Here is a 17,570-nt window from a genome sequence, read left to right as displayed (position 1 = left end):
TGTATTTTTGGGCAATTTCAATCCAACAACAATCGCTATGTGTAAAACGTATTCCCTATATATCAAGATTTCCTGCATACTGTTGCTCTGCGTGGCCATCTTTTCCAAAAGTCAGGCGCAGCAGGTGGGTTTGGAAATCGACTTCTTTGGCTATGCCGATAACAGGGAGTACAGTGCGGAATATACCATTCCCAAGACCTTCTTCGGTGCTACCCTATCTCCCCAACTTTATTTTCAATTGGAGGAAAACCACCGCGTTTATGGAGGGATACATTTCAATCAGGAATTTGGCATCCACAAGGAAAACAAAAGCCGCATAAACCCCATTGCCTACTATAACTATAAAAACCAAAACTTTGACTTTGCATTGGGATTCATTCCTCGATATGAACGGCTAAAGGAAATCCCGAGGTTGGTATTGGCGGATACGTTTATGTATGACCGTCCGAATGTGCAGGGCATGTATTTCAATTATAAGAATTCAAATTTCCAACAGACGGTATTCATAGACTGGTTGAGCAAACAGAGCCACCAAAACAGGGAACAGTTTGTGGTGGGTATTTCCGGAAAATACACCATCAATAACTTTTACGTGAAGAACGATGGACTCCTGTACCACAATGCCTTAACCAGCAACGACAGCATTGATGAGCATATCCAAGACAACGCGGTTATCATGCTCCGTTTGGGCGCGGATTTAAGCCACAAGACCATCTTAGATTCCTTAACCATCGATGCAGGCGCCGTTGTAGGCTTCGATCGCGTTCGTACGGAATACGACATGCGCAAAGCGCCAGGGTTTATTGCCAACGTCCATCTCGGATACAGACGATTCTTCCTGGAAAACACCTTATATCTGGGGAAAGCATTGAACCTACCCAATGGGGATCCTTTCTACCACCGGAAAAGCTATGACCGCCTGGATTTGGGGTGGGTTCCATTCCGGACGGATCGTATTGAGGGGAAATTTACCGCATCTTTCCATTTTTCCCCGGGCTATGTGGATAACCAACAGATGTTTACCCTACGCTATAACTTTGGCAGAACTCTTTGGAATTAATCCGCCACCAGTTTATTGTGGATCATGCGGTTGTTGTATTGCTGCATAAAAGCCTCCAACTTCCGCATTAGTGAATCCTGAACTGGAAGGTTCTTTCCTTTCAGATCTTCCTTTAGCAATTTGTCCGTGCGCAAGTTATATAGGGATTTCACCTCTCTATCGCCATAGCTCATGTAGTAATCGCCCATAAAGAAATTGTAACTGCTACCGATGTTACTTACCAAAAAATTATCCTGGCGCGGATCTAGAGCATCAAATCCGAAGGAGAAATACGGCTTATCGTAGTGCAAAAAGTTCAGCACCGTCGGCATGATATCAATCTGCTGCACCAATTTATCCGATACCCCTTTCAGCTGCCCCTCTCCTCCTGGATAATAGAAGACAATAGGAATGGCGAAGGAATTCGGCATGGTTGCATATTCCGGAAAATGGGTCATGCTGGCATGGTCCGCACAGATGACGAAAAGGGTATTCTTATACCAATCGCTTTTTGAGGCGGTCCTGAAGAATTCTTTCAGAGCGTGATCGGCATAGCCTAGCGGTTCATGCAGGGGCAATGTGCCTTTTGGAAAGGTGTTCGCATATTGTTCAGGTACCTTGAAAGGATGGTGTGAGGACAACGAGAAAAAGCTACTGAAGAACGGCTCTTTCATCTGGTCCATTTCCTTGGCCATATATTGCATAAAGGGCTCATCCCAAATCCCCCAAATACCATCGAAATCGGCATCATTATTATATTCGTTCTTGCCGTAATAATGTTGGATGCCGGCTAATTGCATATACGCTGAGAAGCCCATACTGCCGTTGGGTGCTCCATGGAAAAAAGAAGTGGTATAGCCTTCATTCGCCAATAATTTCGCCAAACTCGTCGTCCTATTTCCCGAATAGACGGAAAGTACGAAAGGTTCCCCGATCGAGGGAATGCCCGTGATCACCGATGGCAGCGCATCGATTGATTTCCGGCCATTGGCATACGATCGATTGAAGGTATAGGATTCAGCTATCAGAGAGTCCAGAAATGGCGTATACCCATTGTATTGGCCGTTGTCAAGGTCTTTGTTATAAAAACCGATATGCTCTTTGCCGAAACTTTCCAGGATAAGGACCACCACATTTAATTTCCGGAAGGATGCCGTATCATTTGGCTCATGGATAACCGGATACAGCTTTTTCAATTCTTCTTCCGTAAAGAAATGCTCCTCCTTCAGATTCACGGCCTTTAGTGTCTTCAAAATCGAAAATGGCGTATTCAGAACAATATTCATTTCCTCCGGAGATTTCACATAATCGCCGGCATTACTGAGGGTAATGGGCCGTGTGCTGTGCGCCCATCCCCCTCGGACACCGCCCACAAAGAGGAATGCAACAACAAGCAACATGGCCAATTGCACTGCATAAAACTTCCAATGGAACCGAACAGGGCGTTGCAGAAAGAACAAATCATAGAATTTGATTAATCCCCAAACCATAAAACCGAAAAGAATGATTAGGTACCAATAGTCTATGGCAAAATCAAAGGCAAGTTTATAGAGATTTTCTTCGTTAGCGAATTGGTCAATGACCGTACCCGTGGTCCTTTTCAGGGTAAAAGGATAGTAGGCATAATCGATCAAATTGAGTGCAATACCAATGCTGTTGCTCACCACAAACACCCATTTGCATATTTTCTGGTAGGTGCCATGGTATTTGAAAGGAACGGGAATAGCCAACAATAGGATATACAAAATATTGATGTACAAGAGGGCAACAATGTCAAATTTTACGCCCCCCAACATCATGGTCAGCAATTCCACTCCGCTTACCTGCGGAAATTGGCTGCTGTTGAATGCATAAAATCCATAACGCAATAGCGCATATACTAAAAGTAGCATAACAAATTGAATGGCTAGTGCTACATACGGACCCATCCATCCCTTTAGGCTGATTTTCTTCCCCATTAGTACTGTATAAAATCTTCGTAAACCGTTTGATAATACGCCTTTGCCGTCAGCAGCAGACTATCGGTTTTCGATGTTGGATATTCTTTATTTTTCTCGTAATTGATCCTATTGCCCACCCGATCAAATGACACCACCTGATCTTTGGTGATTACGCCAAAGGCATCCTTAGAATTATAAAATGCAATAGGTGCTGTGGTGGCATTGAACAGATCCCTGCTCCAGGTATAGCGGCTATTTGGTAATCCAAGTTGATTCAGCAATGTGGTCGCTAAATCGGTCTGATTACCGATATTTCCATATTTTTTACCGCGAAATTCTGGTTTAATCACATCACCAAAGAACAACAGCGGAATATGGAAACGTTCAGGTTGAACAATGTCATACTTTTCCGTCGGTAATCGATGTCCATGATCGGCAATCACAACGAACAAGGTATTTTTATACCACGGTTGTTTTTTTGCATCCTGAATAAAATTATAAATAGCCTGATCGGTGTAAAATGCGGTACTCTTGAATTTATCCACGTTAGTAGCCGTTCCGAATTGATAGTTATCCTTTAACTCAAAGGGTTCATGGTTAACCAAGGTAAACATACTGGTGAAGAAAGGTTGCTTTTCTTTTTGCAGATCCTTAATCATCCGATTGAATACGATATGATCATAAACACCCCAGGACGTGCGGGGTTCCAGAGGATTGAAGTCGATGTTGTCCACTACCCTTTCCACACCATGAGTTAGCATATAGGACTTCATGTTGTAAAATTCACTCTGCCCACCGTGATAGAATGAGGTATGGTAGCCCGCGGCTTTAAATTCCTGACCAATACCGGGCATTTTCTCGTGCTTATCGATATACTTGATGATACTTTCCGGGCCTTGCGCAGGGAAAGCACTGAAAATGCCGACAATACCTTTATCCGACCGGTCCGATGCAGCATAAATCTGATTGAAAAACACGCCTTCTTGAATCAACGATTCAAAATGGGGCGCTATTCCTTTATCTCCACCCATCGATTCAATCAATTGCGCGACGAAACTTTCGACAACGATCAGGACCACATTGGGTCTTGGGGTAGTCAGCACATTGACGGTAGCTTCTGGACGATGTTCAAAAATAGGGTCCATCAACTCACTGATTGCTTTCTTATCATTAAAATAATGATATGGAGACCGCTGCCGCTGATTGCGGGTAAAGAATTCGCGAAGCAAGGCGTAGTGGGTATTCACAGCGGCATGGTTAAAAAAGGAATTTGCCGAAAAATAAGCCCGACTCGGATTCAATGGTGCCCTGCCATATCCCCCACGGATAAAACTGAACAGGATCACTCCACCTAGTAGAAAAAGGGATATGAACCATATTTTCGACCTTTGTTGGGGAAAGGATACCTTCCTAAATAATTTAAGATATAGCCAATACGTAGCTGCAGAAAATAGCAGTACCCCCAAAATCGGAACAATGACCGGTGTTGAACCAACCGTAGAAAAGGCCCCCAATGGGTCTTGTCCGAGAGGCTCCAATGCACGTTTGGAAATCTTATCGCCCCATTCCCGATAGATATTGACATTGGCGAAGCTGACGATGAAAAATACAATTATAAAAATCAGGGTATACCAATTGAGTGCTTTTCGTTTAAAATCCGTTTTTGGCAATAGCCCCAAAATGCAATAGGCTAGAAAAGGAAGCACACAGATATACGAGGCCATGGAAAGATCCAAGGCAAAACCGGCAAAAAAGATTCGGAAGATATCGCTGAATGACGCATCTTGAACCTTCTCCACATAGGAAATTAAAAAAATTATCCGATCCAAAAGACTCGGAACCAACCAGAAGCAAAAGTAATAAATAAAGCCTCTCAGGTCCTTTAGTGCAGCCCGCATACTATTCTATTCGTTTAATCCGGCAAATTTACGGTTAATTCGACATTGTTAACAGCTTCTTAACCAATATTTAGCATTGTTTTAACTATTGCCATTTTATTTAGGTTCGACCAATGGGATTTAAGCCTATAAATCCGTATTTTTGTACTCCTTTTAGAATTGATTTATACAATGAGCATAGCAAAAACTTACAATCCAAAAGAAGCTGAAGAGAAATGGTATTCCTACTGGATGGAGCAGGGTTTCTTCCGTTCCACACCAGATGAGCGTGAGCCATACACCATTGTAATGCCTCCACCGAACGTGACAGGGGTATTGCACATGGGACACATGTTGAACAACACGATTCAGGATGTCTTGATCCGCCGTGCCCGTATGCAGGGTAAAAACGCATGCTGGGTTCCGGGTACAGACCACGCATCCATCGCTACCGAAGCCAAAGTCGTCGCTATGCTTAAAGAAAAAGGTATCGAGAAATCGTCCATCACACGTGAGGAATTCCTGACCTATGCTTGGGAATGGAAGGAAAAATACGGTGGTATCATCCTGAAGCAACTTGAAAAACTGGGTGCTTCCTGCGATTGGGATAGAACGAAGTTCACCATGGACCCAGATCTTTCCGAAGCCGTGATCGATACATTTATCAAGTTCTATAAAGATGGATACATCTACCGGGGTATCCGTATGGTGAACTGGGACCCACAGGGAAAAACAGCCCTTTCCGATGAGGAGGTAATCCGTAAGGAAGTGAACCAGAAGCTATACTATATCCGTTACAAGATCAAGGATAGCGATGAGCATGTCATCATAGCGACTACACGTCCGGAAACCATCATGGCGGACTCCGCCATCTGTATCAATCCGTTGGACGAACGCTACAAGCATCTTCAGGGAAAAACAGTACTCGTACCTTTGATCAATCGGGAGATTCCGATTATCCAAGATGAATATGTAGAAATGGAATTTGGAACGGGCTGTTTAAAGGTGACACCGGCACACGATCTAAATGACTACGAACTCGGACAAAAACATAACCTCGAAGTAATCGACATCCTAAACGATGACGGTTCCTTGAACGAAAAGGCACAGATCCTCATTGGAGAAGATCGTTTTGCAGCACGCAAGAAAATCGCTGTTCTTCTGGAGGAGGCTGGCCAGATCGAAAAAATCGAGGACTACAAATCTCAGGTCGGATTTTCCGAAAGAACAAATGCCGCTATCGAGCCCAAACTCTCTATGCAATGGTTCCTGAAAATGGACACCCTAGCGAAGCCAGCATTGGAATATGTAGAAGATGGCACCATTAAACTTATTCCTGAGAAGTTCTTCGCATCCTATAAACATTGGATGGAAAATGTGAAGGATTGGTGTATTTCCCGTCAGTTATGGTGGGGACAGCGTATTCCAGCGTGGTTCAACGACAAGAATGAGTGGGTAGTTGCCAAAACGGAAAGCGAAGCGGTTGCTGATTTTGAACAACAGGGCAAATCCACAGCAGGAATCCGCCAAGAGGACGACGTATTGGATACTTGGTTCTCCTCCGGTTTATGGCCGATGTCGGTTTTTGATGGAGTCCGCAACCCTGAAAACCCAGATTTCCAATACTATTACCCAACCAATGATTTGGTGACCGCTCCAGAAATTTTATTCTTCTGGGTGGCACGCATGATCATCATGGGTCATGATTATACACAAAAACCTCCTTTCCGCAACGTGTACCTAACGGGGATCGTTCGTGATAAGTTGGGTCGCAAGATGTCAAAATCATTGGGGAACTCCCCGGATCCTATCGAACTGATGGAACAGTACGGAACGGATGGTGTACGCGTTGGTATGCTCCTATCCTCCCCTGCAGGAAATGACCTGATGTTCGATGTTTCCTACTGCGAACAGGGTCGAAATTTTGCAAATAAGATCTGGAATGCGTTCCGCTTGGTAAAAGGATGGGAAACTAGCAATGCACCGGCAACGGATGCGCAAAAAATGTCCGCGGAATGGTTTGAAAACCGTTTCAACCAAGCCGTAGCAGAAATCGATGAGCACTTCGCAAACTATAGGCTTTCGGATGCCCTGATGGCAACCTATAAGTTGATCTGGGATGACTTCTGTTCTTGGTATTTGGAACTGGTTAAACCAGCCTATCAGACCCCTATCGAGAAGGAAACGTTGGAAACCGTAAAAGGATTATTCCAGAAAGTTTTGAAACTCGCACATCCATTCATGCCTTTCCTAACGGAAGAGTTGTGGCACGATGAGCTGTTCGGACGTGAAGAAAACGACTGTATCATCGTTGCAGATTTCCCTACGGTGCAGCCATACGATGAAAAGTGCATCAAGGAATTCACAATTGTGCAGCAGGTTATCTCCGAGGTTCGTAACATCCGCAACTCAAAGGGTATTTCACCAAAAGTAGCCTTGCCGTTAGCCATCAATGCAACCAATATCGACTACAGTAAATATCAGGATAGCATCATCAAGCTAGCGAATATTGAAGAGCTGACGTTCGTAAAGGAAAAAGTTTCCGGAGCGGTTAGTTTCTTAGCGGGCAAGGACGAGTGTTATGTGGCGCTTGAGAACAACATCGATGTAGATGCCGAGAAAGAACGTATCGGTAAGGAAATCGAATACCTTAAAGGCTTCCTGACATCGGTAGATAAGAAGCTTTCGAACGAGCGTTTTGTGCAGAATGCAAAACCGGAGATCGTTGAAAACGAAAAGAATAAAAAAGCAGATGCCGAGGCGAAGATCCAAATCTTGGAAGAAAGCCTGGCAAGCTTGGGGTAATTCAATTCCTGAGCAAAGCGAAGAAAAGCCCAGTGGACCGAGGTCTACTGGGCTTTTCCAATATAACAAGCATAAATAAATTAGCGTTCTTCACGAAGGAATTTTCCTGCCAAGTCGAAAATAACATCCACATCATTCGACATCTCTACGGCCATCACATCGATATCCTTATCGATGGAACGAACCGTCAAGTTTGGATATTTTGATTTCAGGTGGCTCTGCACATTATCAGCAAGTACAGCCATTGGAATGTTCACCCCATCTTCGGCACTGATTTCACGCCATTCTCCGTCCTTATCGAAATCAATATCTGTTTTATCAGAGAGTTCAACTTCGAATACAGTTCCATCCGTTGTTGGATTCTGCTTATTCTCTACATGCAGAATAGTGGTATTCGGAAAATGGGTAGAAATAAATTCCTTGGCCGCATGCGGCAATACATCCGCAGGATTATTCGGCGCAATCGTTGAATTTTCCGTACTTGGTGGTGGAGCGTCCGTACCGGTTGCAACACCCGTATCGTTGGTTTTGTTCTGGTTGTTACATGCGACCATCATCAGTGCTGCAGAACCTAGTATCAATAATTTCTTCATAACTTTTCTTTTACTGATTAACAATTTTACATGGCTATTGTTTGATTTTCTGTCATTTCACATCCAAGCCAAAAATTAATAAGCCTTATCATTATTTTATGTAACTATAAAACAAATGTATTCACCTGAATTCCTTACATTTATTTACTTAAACAACCGCTACTAAATAATTCAATTATGGAAAATTTTCTAAAAACGATCCGAAATGCAATCAAGCACTGGTACATTCCGTTACTTATTGGGATTTTATTGATCCTCTTGGGCATATACGTGCTTTCCACACCTGTTGCATCCTATGTAACCCTCTCCATTATGTTCAGCTATTCCTTCCTTTTCGCAGGAATCATGGAGATCATCTTTTCCTTAAGCAATAAGCGTGAGTTGGATGGTTGGGGCTGGTACTTGGCGGGAGGGATTTTGAATACCCTTTTCGGTGTGCTCTTACTGAATAATCCAGCGATATCCATGACCACCCTTCCTTTTATTATCGGGTTTTTCGCTCTATTCAGATCCATTCAGTATGTTTCCTTCGCCCTGGATCTCAAAAGCTATGGCGTTAGAAGCTGGGGTTGGACTTTGTTTTTCGGAATCCTAGGTATCCTATTCAGTTTTATGCTGTTGTGGAATCCTATATTTGCCGGGCTTACCATAGTGATCTGGACTGGAATGGCCATCATCACTGCAGGATTCGCCTCCTGTGTACTCTCCACGCAATTGAAAAACCTCAAGAACCTTGCTTCCAGAACGCCGGAAGATTGGAAAAGAAGATATGATGAATTAAAGGAAGAATATCACCGCTATAAATCTGGCCAGCAATAATAAAAAAGACATAAAAAATGGGTGGACACTTCTCGTGTCCACCCATTTTTTATGTTACTGTTTTTATGCCACTTGTTCTTCTTCGTCAATCTTTGGCGGTATTAGTTTATATACAACCGGCGTAACGATCCGGGATAAAAGTGTCGAGCTGATCAATCCCCCGATCATGACAATTGCCAAAGGCGATATCAATGGGTTGGACGACCAAGCAATCGGCATCAACCCGCCGATGGCGGTAAGGGAAGTAAGGATGATCGGTAGGAAACGAATTTCACCCGCTTTTTCGATGGCTTCGTTCAACGGCATGCCCTCTCGCCGCAGTTGATTGGTGAAATCGACCAATAGAATGGTATTCTTCACCTCAATGCCCGCCAGCGCTACAATACCAATGGTTGCCACAAAAGATAACGTATTGCCTGTTAGCAACAAGGCAATCACTGCCCCGACGATACCCAATGGGATTACAGAGAGTACGATCAACGTGCTTTTAAAGGTCTTGAATTCCAGGATAAGGACAGCAATGAACATAAAGACCGTAATCAGGATGATCGTCCCAAAACCGCCGAAAGCCATTTCGCGACTCTCTACCTCCCCGCCCATCTCATAGGTATAACCTGCAGGAAGCGGAAATTCATCCATCTGCTTGATAACAGCATTGATGACTTCATCATTCCCATACCCTTTCTTTACGAATGAATTTACGGATACCGTCCGGACTTTATCCTGATGATAGATATTGGCCGGGGATTCCTCAAATTCCAGGCTTGCCAACTGGTTTAATGGAATTGCCGTTCCAGCGGCATTGTCGACGAAAATCCCCGCTAATGTGGCTATGCTGGCTTCGCGCTCCTTCGGAACAGTCACCAAAATATCGTAGTCATTATCATCCACATCCGGGTCCGTATAAGTTCCCACACTATACCCCGCCAAGGCCACACGGATGGTCTGGTCAATCGATGAGGTCGGTACCCCTAAGGCCATGGCTTTATCCCGGTTGATATTGACCTTAATGTCGGTCTTGTTGTTCTTGATCGGGTTATTCACGTATTCCGATCCTTCGGTATGTTTCAGCAATTCCTCAATCTTATAGGAAAGAGCTTGAAGTGTATCCAGGTTTTCACCCATAATACGTACTTCCACTGGAGAGATGACAGGAACACCCTGTTCAAAGTCGCGAACCTCCACCTTTGCGCCCAAATATGGCGTCCACTTCTTACGCAACTGTTCAATCAATTCAATCTTCTGCTTGGACTTCACATCTTCATGCAATTGCACGAATATGTCCGCATAGGAAACATCTTCACGTTCCTGTTGCATATTGTAGTACACCCTCGGATTTCCCTTTCCTACGTTGCTGGTGAAATACTTAACATCGGGCAATTGCTTCAATTCCCTTTCAATCTGCTTGGTAATGCTATCAGTTGTCTCCAGATTGGATTGAAGCGAGGAATTGATATGGATCATGAATTGGGGCTTCTCAGATGGTGGGAACAAACTGAATCCGACAACGGGTATCAAGGCTAGCGAACCCAAGAATATGGCCAATGCAATCAGTGTAGTTCTGCCCGGATGTTTCAGGGCTTTATCCAAGAATACGCCGTAGCTCTTATGGATGATGCTTTGCATACCGCGCAAGATCGCATTCCCACCTTCATGTTCGTGCGGCTTCAGCAGTCGGCTTGCCAAGAAGGGAACAACCATTAAGGCAATCAACATGGATCCTATGACCGATGAAATCACCGCAATGGGCATACTGCGGATAAATTCCCCCGCCATCTCGGGCATAAATACCAAAGGCATAAAGGCGATAACCAAGGTCACGGTACATCCCAGCACAGCAAGGGCGATCTGCTCAGTCCCTTTAATGGCCGCCTCATGTCTGCTATAGCCCTCCCGCATCCAGCGTTCGATATTTTCCACGACCACAATACTATCATCCACAACCAAACCCAAGGCGACCACAAAACCTACGATACTGAGCTGATTCAGGGAATAGCCAAACGAATCCATAGCGATAATCCCCAAGCCCAGCGACAGTGGGATGGCAATCATCACCACCACCGATGCACGGATCCCCAATGGCAACAGGGTGAACAGCACCAGGACAATGGCAATACCAAAATCAATTGCTAAGCCACCCAATCGTTTATTGACATTCTCGGCCTGGTCAAAGTTGGTAATCAAACTGATATTCTCGGGTAAACCCGATTTGAAATGCTCGATGACCTTCAAGTATTCTTCCTGCGTGTCCGATATATTCATACCCTGCTTCTGGGCAGCATTGATAATCACGGATTTAAAGCCATTCAAACGCGTAATATGCGATGGCACCCCAAATGCGGGGTATACGTCAGCTACATCCTTGAGCAGGATATTCTTGCCTTCCCCACTTCCCACTATGGTATTTTGAATATCTGTAATGCTCTGGTAGTTACCGGAACTTTTCACACTGAAAGATTGTGTGCCTGCATTGACACTTCCCGCAGGTATATTCTGATTCTCACTCTGAACAGCCTGAATGATCCTATTCATGGGAATACCCAGCTCTGCCAATTTTGCTTGGTTCAGGTCGATGCGGACCTGCTGGTCCGGAAGCCCCGAGATCTCCACTTCCTTTAAAGCCTTCACCTTCTCCAAGTCCTGTTTCAGCTGATCCGCATATTTCTTCATGCTGGCTTGGGAAGCATTCTCCGAGATCATCGCCAACTGGATAACACTTACATTCGTGGGGTCTATCTTCAGTACCTCCATCTGATAAATATTATCCGGCAATTCCGAGCGTGCAGCATTCAGCTCACGAACCAACTCCTGGTATTTATTATCATAATCCTGACCGTATTCAAATTCGACGAAGAAAGAGGCAACACTATTGTTGATCGTGGTTTTGATGGTCTTGATGTGATCCAAAGCATAGAAACGCGCCTCCAAAGGCTTTACGATTAGCTGTTCCATGTCCTTCGGGCTGGTACCGGGATGGATGACCAATACCGGGAAGCTCACCCCCTTCATATCGGGATCCTCCGCCCTAGGCATAGTGAGCATCGAGGTAACCGCAACCACCATGATCAACAACACCATGATCATCGTGAATTGGTAGTTTTTAATGGGATATTTTATTAAACTCATGATACTGCGTTTTGGAGATTATTTCTGAACGACTATGGGTGATCCATCCACTAGGTAAGGACTTCCGGAAACGATCAATGCCTGTGCATTTTCCAGACCCGCACTCACGGTAACCACGTGGTCACCGATGGAAGCAATCTTCACCTTCTGTCTTTTTGCTTTCTTACCGTCTTCCGTAATAAATACATACCCTTCACGGCCATTGCCATCCAACAAGGCCGAGAATGGAATCTGCCAGTTATTTTGTTGCTGATTGACGGAAGTCATGATCTGCGACCTCCCGAAGATACCCGACGCCAATTTATAGGAAGGTTTCTGTTTCAGTTCCAGAAAGATGGCAAATGTTCCCGACTGGGGATCTATCCCCTCGGATTTCTTGAAAACAGCAGCCTGCAGGGTATCGGTCGGCATCGCATCGGTACTCACCCGTGCCGGATCGCCGACCTGGATCTGGGTCCATTGCTGATCACTGACGCCAACCTTCAAGGTCCATCGTGCCTGATTGGCACCATTCACCTGCAGTACTGGAGTTCCCGGACCGACAACCTGGCCTTCATTTGCGAGCCTGGCAAGGACATATCCTGAAACTGGTGCATAGATATTGGAATATTGTTGGTTGAACTGTACCGATTTCACGTCCTGCTGCGCAACTTCCAAAGCGGTGCGTGCATTCTGCATCTGTTCCAATGTCGCCACGCTATCGCGGTATAATTTACTTGCCCGATCGTAATCGCGACGTGCCTTCTCCACCGCCAATCGAGCCTGCCCTGCTTGGGCGTCAACTTCGGAGCTCAAAACAGAAGCCAATACCTGCCCTTTACGAACCGCATCGCCTTCCTTCACATGGATCCTGGAAATAACCCCGCCGTTCTTAAAGCTGAGGATGGTTTCATCATCAGTGGTAAAGACACCGGTCGCATCAATAGCCCCCGACCCTGCCCCGGCATTGATCGACATCAGTTTTACGGGAATGGTATCTTGGATAACAAGTTCAGTTTTTCGGTCGGATTGATGACATGCCCCAAGCATCAGGAAAGGACAAGCCAACAGGAAAGAATATTTTGCAAGTTTCATAGTCTTTAGTTTAATGGGTAAGATGCATTTTCACGTTCTAATTTCGCTGAGGCAGCAAGCAGCTTGAAAGCCGCAATATTGGATGCCAACTGTGCATTGGTATATTGAGATCGCGCGTCAATGGTTTCGATATAGGTATTTACGCCTTCATTGAATCCACGCAAAATCAAGCGTTGGTAGGTTGCTGCGGCCTCCAATTGCACCTTGGCACTGGAGTAGTTCCGTTGCATGGCAATCAGTTCATTCCGGGCAACCATTGCAGACAGTTCCAATTGCTGGTGAGCCTGATCCAGACGATTTTGCGCTTCCGCAACCGCAATCTGACTTTCTTTGATCTTTAACCTATTTCGGTTTCCCTCGAAAATGGGAAAACTCAACTGCGCACCGACCATGAAGTATTGAGAATTGCCATTGATCTTCATTCCCTCCGCCTGAGAACCCAAATCCAGGAATGCCGATAACTTCGGTATGAAAACCTGTTTGCTCATGTCGACCATCGATTCCTGGATGGCGATATTGGTAGCAAGAGATTTCAACTCCTCACGTCCCTCGATATCCACCGACAGTCCATTGATCTGCGATTCTACAGCAGCGGGTGAAGCCGCTTCAAAGGCTATTTCGCTCTCTGCCGGTCGATTCAGTAAGGCATTGAAATAATATTTTGCATTCTTAATCTGCTGCTCGGCCTCGGCAATTTTCGCATCCTGCTCAGCGACTTCAGCATTCGAGCGGACAACATAGGCGGGCAATCCCTTCCCGGCTTCCAGCAACTTCTCATTTACGCGCTTCCCTTCTAAAGCCAACTTCCGTGCATTCTCGTAAATATCACGTGCCTGAACGGCACTCAGGTAATTGAAATAGGCAATTTTTATATCTTTTACCAGTTCCCGTTTATAGGTCTCTACCTCCACCTTGCTCAATTCCACCATCTTCTCACGTACCACTTTATTGTGCTTGATATCCGTATTGATCAAAGGGACAGTTGTCCGCACCTTCGCATCATAATAATGACGAGGCAAAAAATTGATCTCTTCGTTCGCGATCTGCGGAAAATTCTGGCTCTGGGTCAATTGATTGAGGGTAGTGTACACCGGATTTAACATATCACCGACGGGCAGGTTGATGGAACGACCACCTTCCGCATGGGAATAGGTCACATCAAAACTAACACTCGGCAGGTACATGCTGCGTGCAACTTCCAGTCCGTTCAGGGCTTTTTTCATGGAAAGATCCTTCTCGATAAGCACCAGATTGGAATCAAGTCCCTGTTTAATGTAGCTGTCCAAGGGTTTTTCCTGTCCGTACAGTTGCTGTCCGGTGTTCCATACCATAAGTATGGCGACTAAGATGGGAATAGCAATTTTCATTATTAACAGTGTTAACTTAATATTCAAAAAAATATCACTTAGCCGTACTGACCAAAGTGATTAACGTTTTAAAAGACTCGTAAATAAGTTCCTCTACACTTTCCTGCATACCAAAGATTTCCTGGATGCACGACAGGTGGTCGGTAATGTTCAAGGCAACCAAACCGTGGACAGTCGCCCAGCATTGTATCGTTGTATAGAAAGGGTTTTGCCCTTTGAAATAACCCAGTGCTTGGCACTCTTCTATGGTCATCTTCAGGAAAGCTAAAACCTGCTCTCCTTCCGGCCATTTATTAACAGCCTTTTCATCCTGCAAAAAGGTAATGGGTTCCTTCAACATAAACATGACCTGATAATATTCAGGGTGCTCAAACGCCAATCGGATATAATTCCGACCACAGGCCTTCAACCGTTCAAAGGGATCTTCCACAGCCATCAATGGCTCCAAACGGTCCCGCAACATACCAAACCCGACCTGATGCAGCGCATAGACAATATCACTCTTATCCTTATAATACAAATAGATGGTAGTTGGACTGAAGCCGATCACCTTCGCGATCTTCCGAATGGAGGTCGCTTCAAATCCTTCCTGTACGAACAGCTGCTTGGCAGCTTCCAAGATAACGGTCCGTAAATCTTCTTTATGTTTTACCTGCTTTGTCAATTTCTTTAACTTTTACAAAAACAAAACTACTTAACAGTGTTAAGTAGTTAAAACAAATTTTTAAATGAAGACATTTCTATGACAATTCAAGACTACCATAGGTCGTATTCATAAAAAAAGGCAGCACAAACGTGCTGCCTTCCTCAACTAACCACAACTAAACTTAAACTATTTCACTTCAATTAATCGTTTTGCTACGATCGCTTCCTCTTTCTTGCCAATCTTGATATGCAATACACCATCGGTATATGCTGCGTCAATATTTGCATAATCCACTACCTCTGGTAAAGTGAATGATCTGGAGAAAGAAGTGTAGCTAAATTCTTTTTTGCTATATACTTTGCCGTCTTCTACTTTCTCGTCTTGTTTTTCAACAGAAATCGTCATGATATTCTTATCTACATTGATCTTGAAATCAGATTTCTGTAATCCTGGAGCTGCCAATTCAATGGTGAAAGCTTCAGGGGTTTCCGTAATGTTAACCGCAGGAACGCGTGTTACCAAACGATCGGAAATAAATGAATCGTTGAATAAATTATCAAATACATTGTTTACAAATGGATTCACTGCATCTGTGTTGTACGATTTTCCTGGTAATTTTATTAATGCCATGTTTTATTCCTCCTAATTATGTTTTTCTAATTTTTAAATGCTAATTGTAGTATCCTATAATCAAGTAACGTACCATCCCATAATTTTCATATTCAAAGGACAATTTGTCAGATTTAGAGGGTGTTAGGTAGACAGAATGTCTCTTTTAGATATGAGAGTTAGATATGAGATGTGAGATTTGAGATGTGAGATAGAATGGCTTTAATGGGCTCGCTGGCGCAAGTATTGTGTGCGGGGATGATGGGTTGGGTCACTTGTGCCTCATGACAGACCTTACTAATTCTCGCTGGCGCAAGTGTTGTGTGTGGGGATGATGGGTTGGGTCACTTGTGCCTCATGACAGACCTTACTAATTCCCGCTGGCGCAAGTGTTGTGTGCGGGGATTGCGCGTGGGGTCACTTGTGCCTTTGATGGGACCTTACTAATTCCCGCTGGCCTCCCTGCCCTATTTTTCACGGACATAAAACAGGGATACCACCGAATTTGCCAGATCTCCGCCAAAGGGTGGATTGGCCTTCTTGATGGATACACTGATTTCCTGTACATGGGCATATTCCTCAACCACGCGGTTCAGGATATCTTCCGCTGCAGACTCCAACAATTTCCGCTTCGGGCTCATCACCTCCACCAGAATTCCATACAATTCCTCGTAATTCACGGTATTGTCCAACACTTCGGCATCAGGGTTCTCAAAAGGAAAACGTACCGATACACTCACGTAGAATTCATTGCCCAAAACCTGCTCTTCTTCATAGAATCCGATAGGTGAATAGAACCGAACATCGGTCAATGCTATTTCTTGGGTTATTCGTGCCATTTTATATTAGTTTAAGGATTGTTATTTATAATTTATTTAAGAGAACATTTCTAATAAAACATTAATCACTTCTTTTTGTGTAGCATTATTAATTTCTGCAAGTTTAACCTTTAATCTTTTTTTATCAACAGATCTTATATGGTCTAAAGCAATCTGACCTTGCTTTCCATCTACCTTACAATTTACACGCATAGGATAGGGTTTTAGAGTAGATGTTAAAGGCGCAATAATTACGGTGTTTAAAGCATTATTCATTTCATTTGGTGAAACTATTACAGCAGGTCTAATTTTATTAATTTCGCTACCAATGGTAGGACTTAGGTCAACAAGATAAACTTCAAATCTTTTTACCATGTCCATTCTGTTTTGTCGAAATCATTATCAAGGTATTCTAAAACCTCTTCATCTTTTAAAGAATTAGCTTTTAATAACATTTCTTCCCAATTTTCACGATGTTTTGTTTTAACTGCTTCGATAATGATCTTAGAATCCTGGACAGATAAAGAAACTTCATCCGTAACTTGAAGTTGGTCAAGAATATGCTTTCCTATTATAATTCCATATGAATTACCTATTTTTCTAACTTTAGTTTTCATAACACTAAAGTTATAACAAAATTATAACAAATTAAAATGCAAACTCAAATTGTTTTATAACTTCCATCCAACGGGGGCTATTTAAATAAAAATTTGATGCCATCATTTCCGAAAACAAAAACGAGTCTATTTTATTCTACTTTCCAGCGAAGCCAAGACTTATACATGTGGTAGCAATCGAGGGCGATGGGAACGAAGAAGAAAGAGAAGGAAAAGCCGAAACTAATTCAGGTTTTAGGT

14 protein-coding genes are annotated in these 17,570 nt (G+C 43.9%); 3 read left to right on the top strand and 11 right to left on the bottom strand.

Annotated elements, in window-relative coordinates; genetic code table 11:
* Positions 1 to 37 precede the first annotated feature (37 nt).
* The gene (locus tag G6N79_RS08045; RefSeq protein WP_103907427.1) at positions 38 to 1,060 is read left to right on the top strand and encodes a hypothetical protein; all 1,023 of its coding nucleotides are present in this window, start codon (positions 38 to 40) and stop codon (positions 1,058 to 1,060) included.
* On the opposite strand, the gene G6N79_RS08040 is transcribed toward G6N79_RS08045, so the two are convergent.
* Together G6N79_RS08040 and G6N79_RS08035 are read right to left on the bottom strand one after the other, a co-directional pair.
* Positions 1,057 to 2,997 carry an LTA synthase family protein gene (locus tag G6N79_RS08040; protein ID WP_103907426.1) on the bottom strand — a complete coding sequence of 647 codons (1,941 nt, stop codon included), beginning with the start codon at positions 2,995 to 2,997 and terminating at the stop codon, positions 1,057 to 1,059. The genes G6N79_RS08045 and G6N79_RS08040 overlap by 4 nt on opposite strands.
* Positions 2,997 to 4,778: an LTA synthase family protein gene (locus G6N79_RS08035; protein WP_234993254.1), complete on the bottom strand. Its 1,782-nt coding sequence runs from the start codon at positions 4,776 to 4,778 to the stop codon at positions 2,997 to 2,999. The genes G6N79_RS08040 and G6N79_RS08035 overlap by 1 nt, the downstream gene beginning before the upstream one ends.
* A 270-nt stretch (positions 4,779 to 5,048) precedes the next feature.
* Between G6N79_RS08035 and G6N79_RS08030 the strand changes: the two genes are divergently transcribed.
* Entirely contained in the window at positions 5,049 to 7,661 is a 2,613-nt protein-coding gene (locus G6N79_RS08030) for a valine--tRNA ligase (RefSeq protein ID WP_103907424.1), read from the top strand.
* 80 nt (positions 7,662 to 7,741) lie between these two features.
* On the opposite strand, the gene G6N79_RS08025 is transcribed toward G6N79_RS08030, so the two are convergent.
* Positions 7,742 to 8,254, bottom strand: a complete 513-nt coding sequence (locus G6N79_RS08025; protein WP_103907423.1) for a PepSY-like domain-containing protein — start codon at positions 8,252 to 8,254, stop codon at positions 7,742 to 7,744.
* Between the two features lie 177 nt (positions 8,255 to 8,431).
* Here G6N79_RS08025 and G6N79_RS08020 point away from each other — a divergent pair, with 177 nt between their 5' ends.
* Positions 8,432 to 9,073 carry an HdeD family acid-resistance protein gene (locus G6N79_RS08020; RefSeq protein WP_103907422.1) on the top strand — a complete coding sequence of 214 codons (642 nt, stop codon included), beginning with the start codon at positions 8,432 to 8,434 and terminating at the stop codon, positions 9,071 to 9,073.
* Between the two features lie 63 nt (positions 9,074 to 9,136).
* On the opposite strand, the gene G6N79_RS08015 is transcribed toward G6N79_RS08020, so the two are convergent.
* The 8 genes from G6N79_RS08015 to G6N79_RS07980 all read right to left on the bottom strand — a co-directional run bounded on the left by G6N79_RS08015 (position 9,137) and on the right by G6N79_RS07980 (position 17,330).
* Positions 9,137 to 12,199, bottom strand: coding sequence for an efflux RND transporter permease subunit (locus G6N79_RS08015; RefSeq protein ID WP_103907421.1), 3,063 nt, complete (start codon positions 12,197 to 12,199; stop codon positions 9,137 to 9,139).
* A gap of 18 nt (positions 12,200 to 12,217) precedes the next feature.
* On the bottom strand, positions 12,218 to 13,273 hold the full coding sequence (locus G6N79_RS08010; protein WP_234993253.1) for an efflux RND transporter periplasmic adaptor subunit: 1,056 nt from the start codon (positions 13,271 to 13,273) through the stop codon (positions 12,218 to 12,220).
* A 5-nt stretch (positions 13,274 to 13,278) separates the two neighbouring features.
* On the bottom strand, positions 13,279 to 14,640 hold the full coding sequence (locus tag G6N79_RS08005) for a TolC family protein (RefSeq protein ID WP_103907420.1): 1,362 nt from the start codon (positions 14,638 to 14,640) through the stop codon (positions 13,279 to 13,281).
* Between the two features lie 34 nt (positions 14,641 to 14,674).
* Positions 14,675 to 15,304, bottom strand: coding sequence for a TetR/AcrR family transcriptional regulator (locus tag G6N79_RS08000; protein WP_103907419.1), 630 nt, complete (start codon positions 15,302 to 15,304; stop codon positions 14,675 to 14,677).
* A gap of 168 nt (positions 15,305 to 15,472) precedes the next feature.
* Positions 15,473 to 15,916, bottom strand: coding sequence for an Hsp20/alpha crystallin family protein (locus G6N79_RS07995; RefSeq protein WP_103907418.1), 444 nt, complete (start codon positions 15,914 to 15,916; stop codon positions 15,473 to 15,475).
* Positions 15,917 to 16,362: 446 nt separating this feature from the next.
* A complete protein-coding gene (folB, locus tag G6N79_RS07990) occupies positions 16,363 to 16,734 on the bottom strand; it encodes a dihydroneopterin aldolase (RefSeq protein ID WP_103907417.1) in 372 nt (123 codons plus the stop codon).
* Positions 16,735 to 16,770: 36 nt separating this feature from the next.
* On the bottom strand, positions 16,771 to 17,088 hold the full coding sequence (locus tag G6N79_RS07985) for a type II toxin-antitoxin system PemK/MazF family toxin (RefSeq protein ID WP_200818833.1): 318 nt from the start codon (positions 17,086 to 17,088) through the stop codon (positions 16,771 to 16,773).
* Positions 17,082 to 17,330: an AbrB/MazE/SpoVT family DNA-binding domain-containing protein gene (locus tag G6N79_RS07980; RefSeq protein ID WP_103907415.1), complete on the bottom strand. Its 249-nt coding sequence runs from the start codon at positions 17,328 to 17,330 to the stop codon at positions 17,082 to 17,084. Before G6N79_RS07980 ends, G6N79_RS07985 begins: the two co-directional genes overlap by 7 nt.
* Positions 17,331 to 17,570 lie beyond the last annotated feature (240 nt).

It is taken from the genome of Sphingobacterium lactis (assembly GCF_011046555.1).
Taxonomy (GTDB): domain Bacteria; phylum Bacteroidota; class Bacteroidia; order Sphingobacteriales; family Sphingobacteriaceae; genus Sphingobacterium; species Sphingobacterium lactis.
This window is presented reverse-complemented; position numbering and strand designations above follow the sequence as displayed.

Excerpts from the sequence above, each read along its gene's own strand:
- G6N79_RS08045 (WP_103907427.1), top strand. The coding sequence starts at position 38 with ATGTGTAAAACGTATTCCCTATATATCAAGATTTCCTGCATACTGTTG.
- G6N79_RS08040 (WP_103907426.1), bottom strand. The coding sequence starts at position 2,997 with ATGGGGAAGAAAATCAGCCTAAAGGGATGGATGGGTCCGTATGTAGCA.
- G6N79_RS08030 (WP_103907424.1), top strand. The coding sequence starts at position 5,049 with ATGAGCATAGCAAAAACTTACAATCCAAAAGAAGCTGAAGAGAAATGG.
- G6N79_RS08025 (WP_103907423.1), bottom strand. The coding sequence starts at position 8,254 with ATGAAGAAATTATTGATACTAGGTTCTGCAGCACTGATGATGGTCGCA.
- G6N79_RS08020 (WP_103907422.1), top strand. The coding sequence starts at position 8,432 with ATGGAAAATTTTCTAAAAACGATCCGAAATGCAATCAAGCACTGGTAC.
- G6N79_RS08015 (WP_103907421.1), bottom strand. The coding sequence starts at position 12,199 with ATGAGTTTAATAAAATATCCCATTAAAAACTACCAATTCACGATGATC.
- G6N79_RS08010 (WP_234993253.1), bottom strand. The coding sequence starts at position 13,273 with ATGAAACTTGCAAAATATTCTTTCCTGTTGGCTTGTCCTTTCCTGATG.
- G6N79_RS08005 (WP_103907420.1), bottom strand. The coding sequence starts at position 14,640 with ATGAAAATTGCTATTCCCATCTTAGTCGCCATACTTATGGTATGGAAC.
- G6N79_RS07995 (WP_103907418.1), bottom strand. The coding sequence starts at position 15,916 with ATGGCATTAATAAAATTACCAGGAAAATCGTACAACACAGATGCAGTG.
- folB (WP_103907417.1), bottom strand. The coding sequence starts at position 16,734 with ATGGCACGAATAACCCAAGAAATAGCATTGACCGATGTTCGGTTCTAT.
- G6N79_RS07985 (WP_200818833.1), bottom strand. The coding sequence starts at position 17,088 with ATGGTAAAAAGATTTGAAGTTTATCTTGTTGACCTAAGTCCTACCATT.
- G6N79_RS07980 (WP_103907415.1), bottom strand. The coding sequence starts at position 17,330 with ATGAAAACTAAAGTTAGAAAAATAGGTAATTCATATGGAATTATAATA.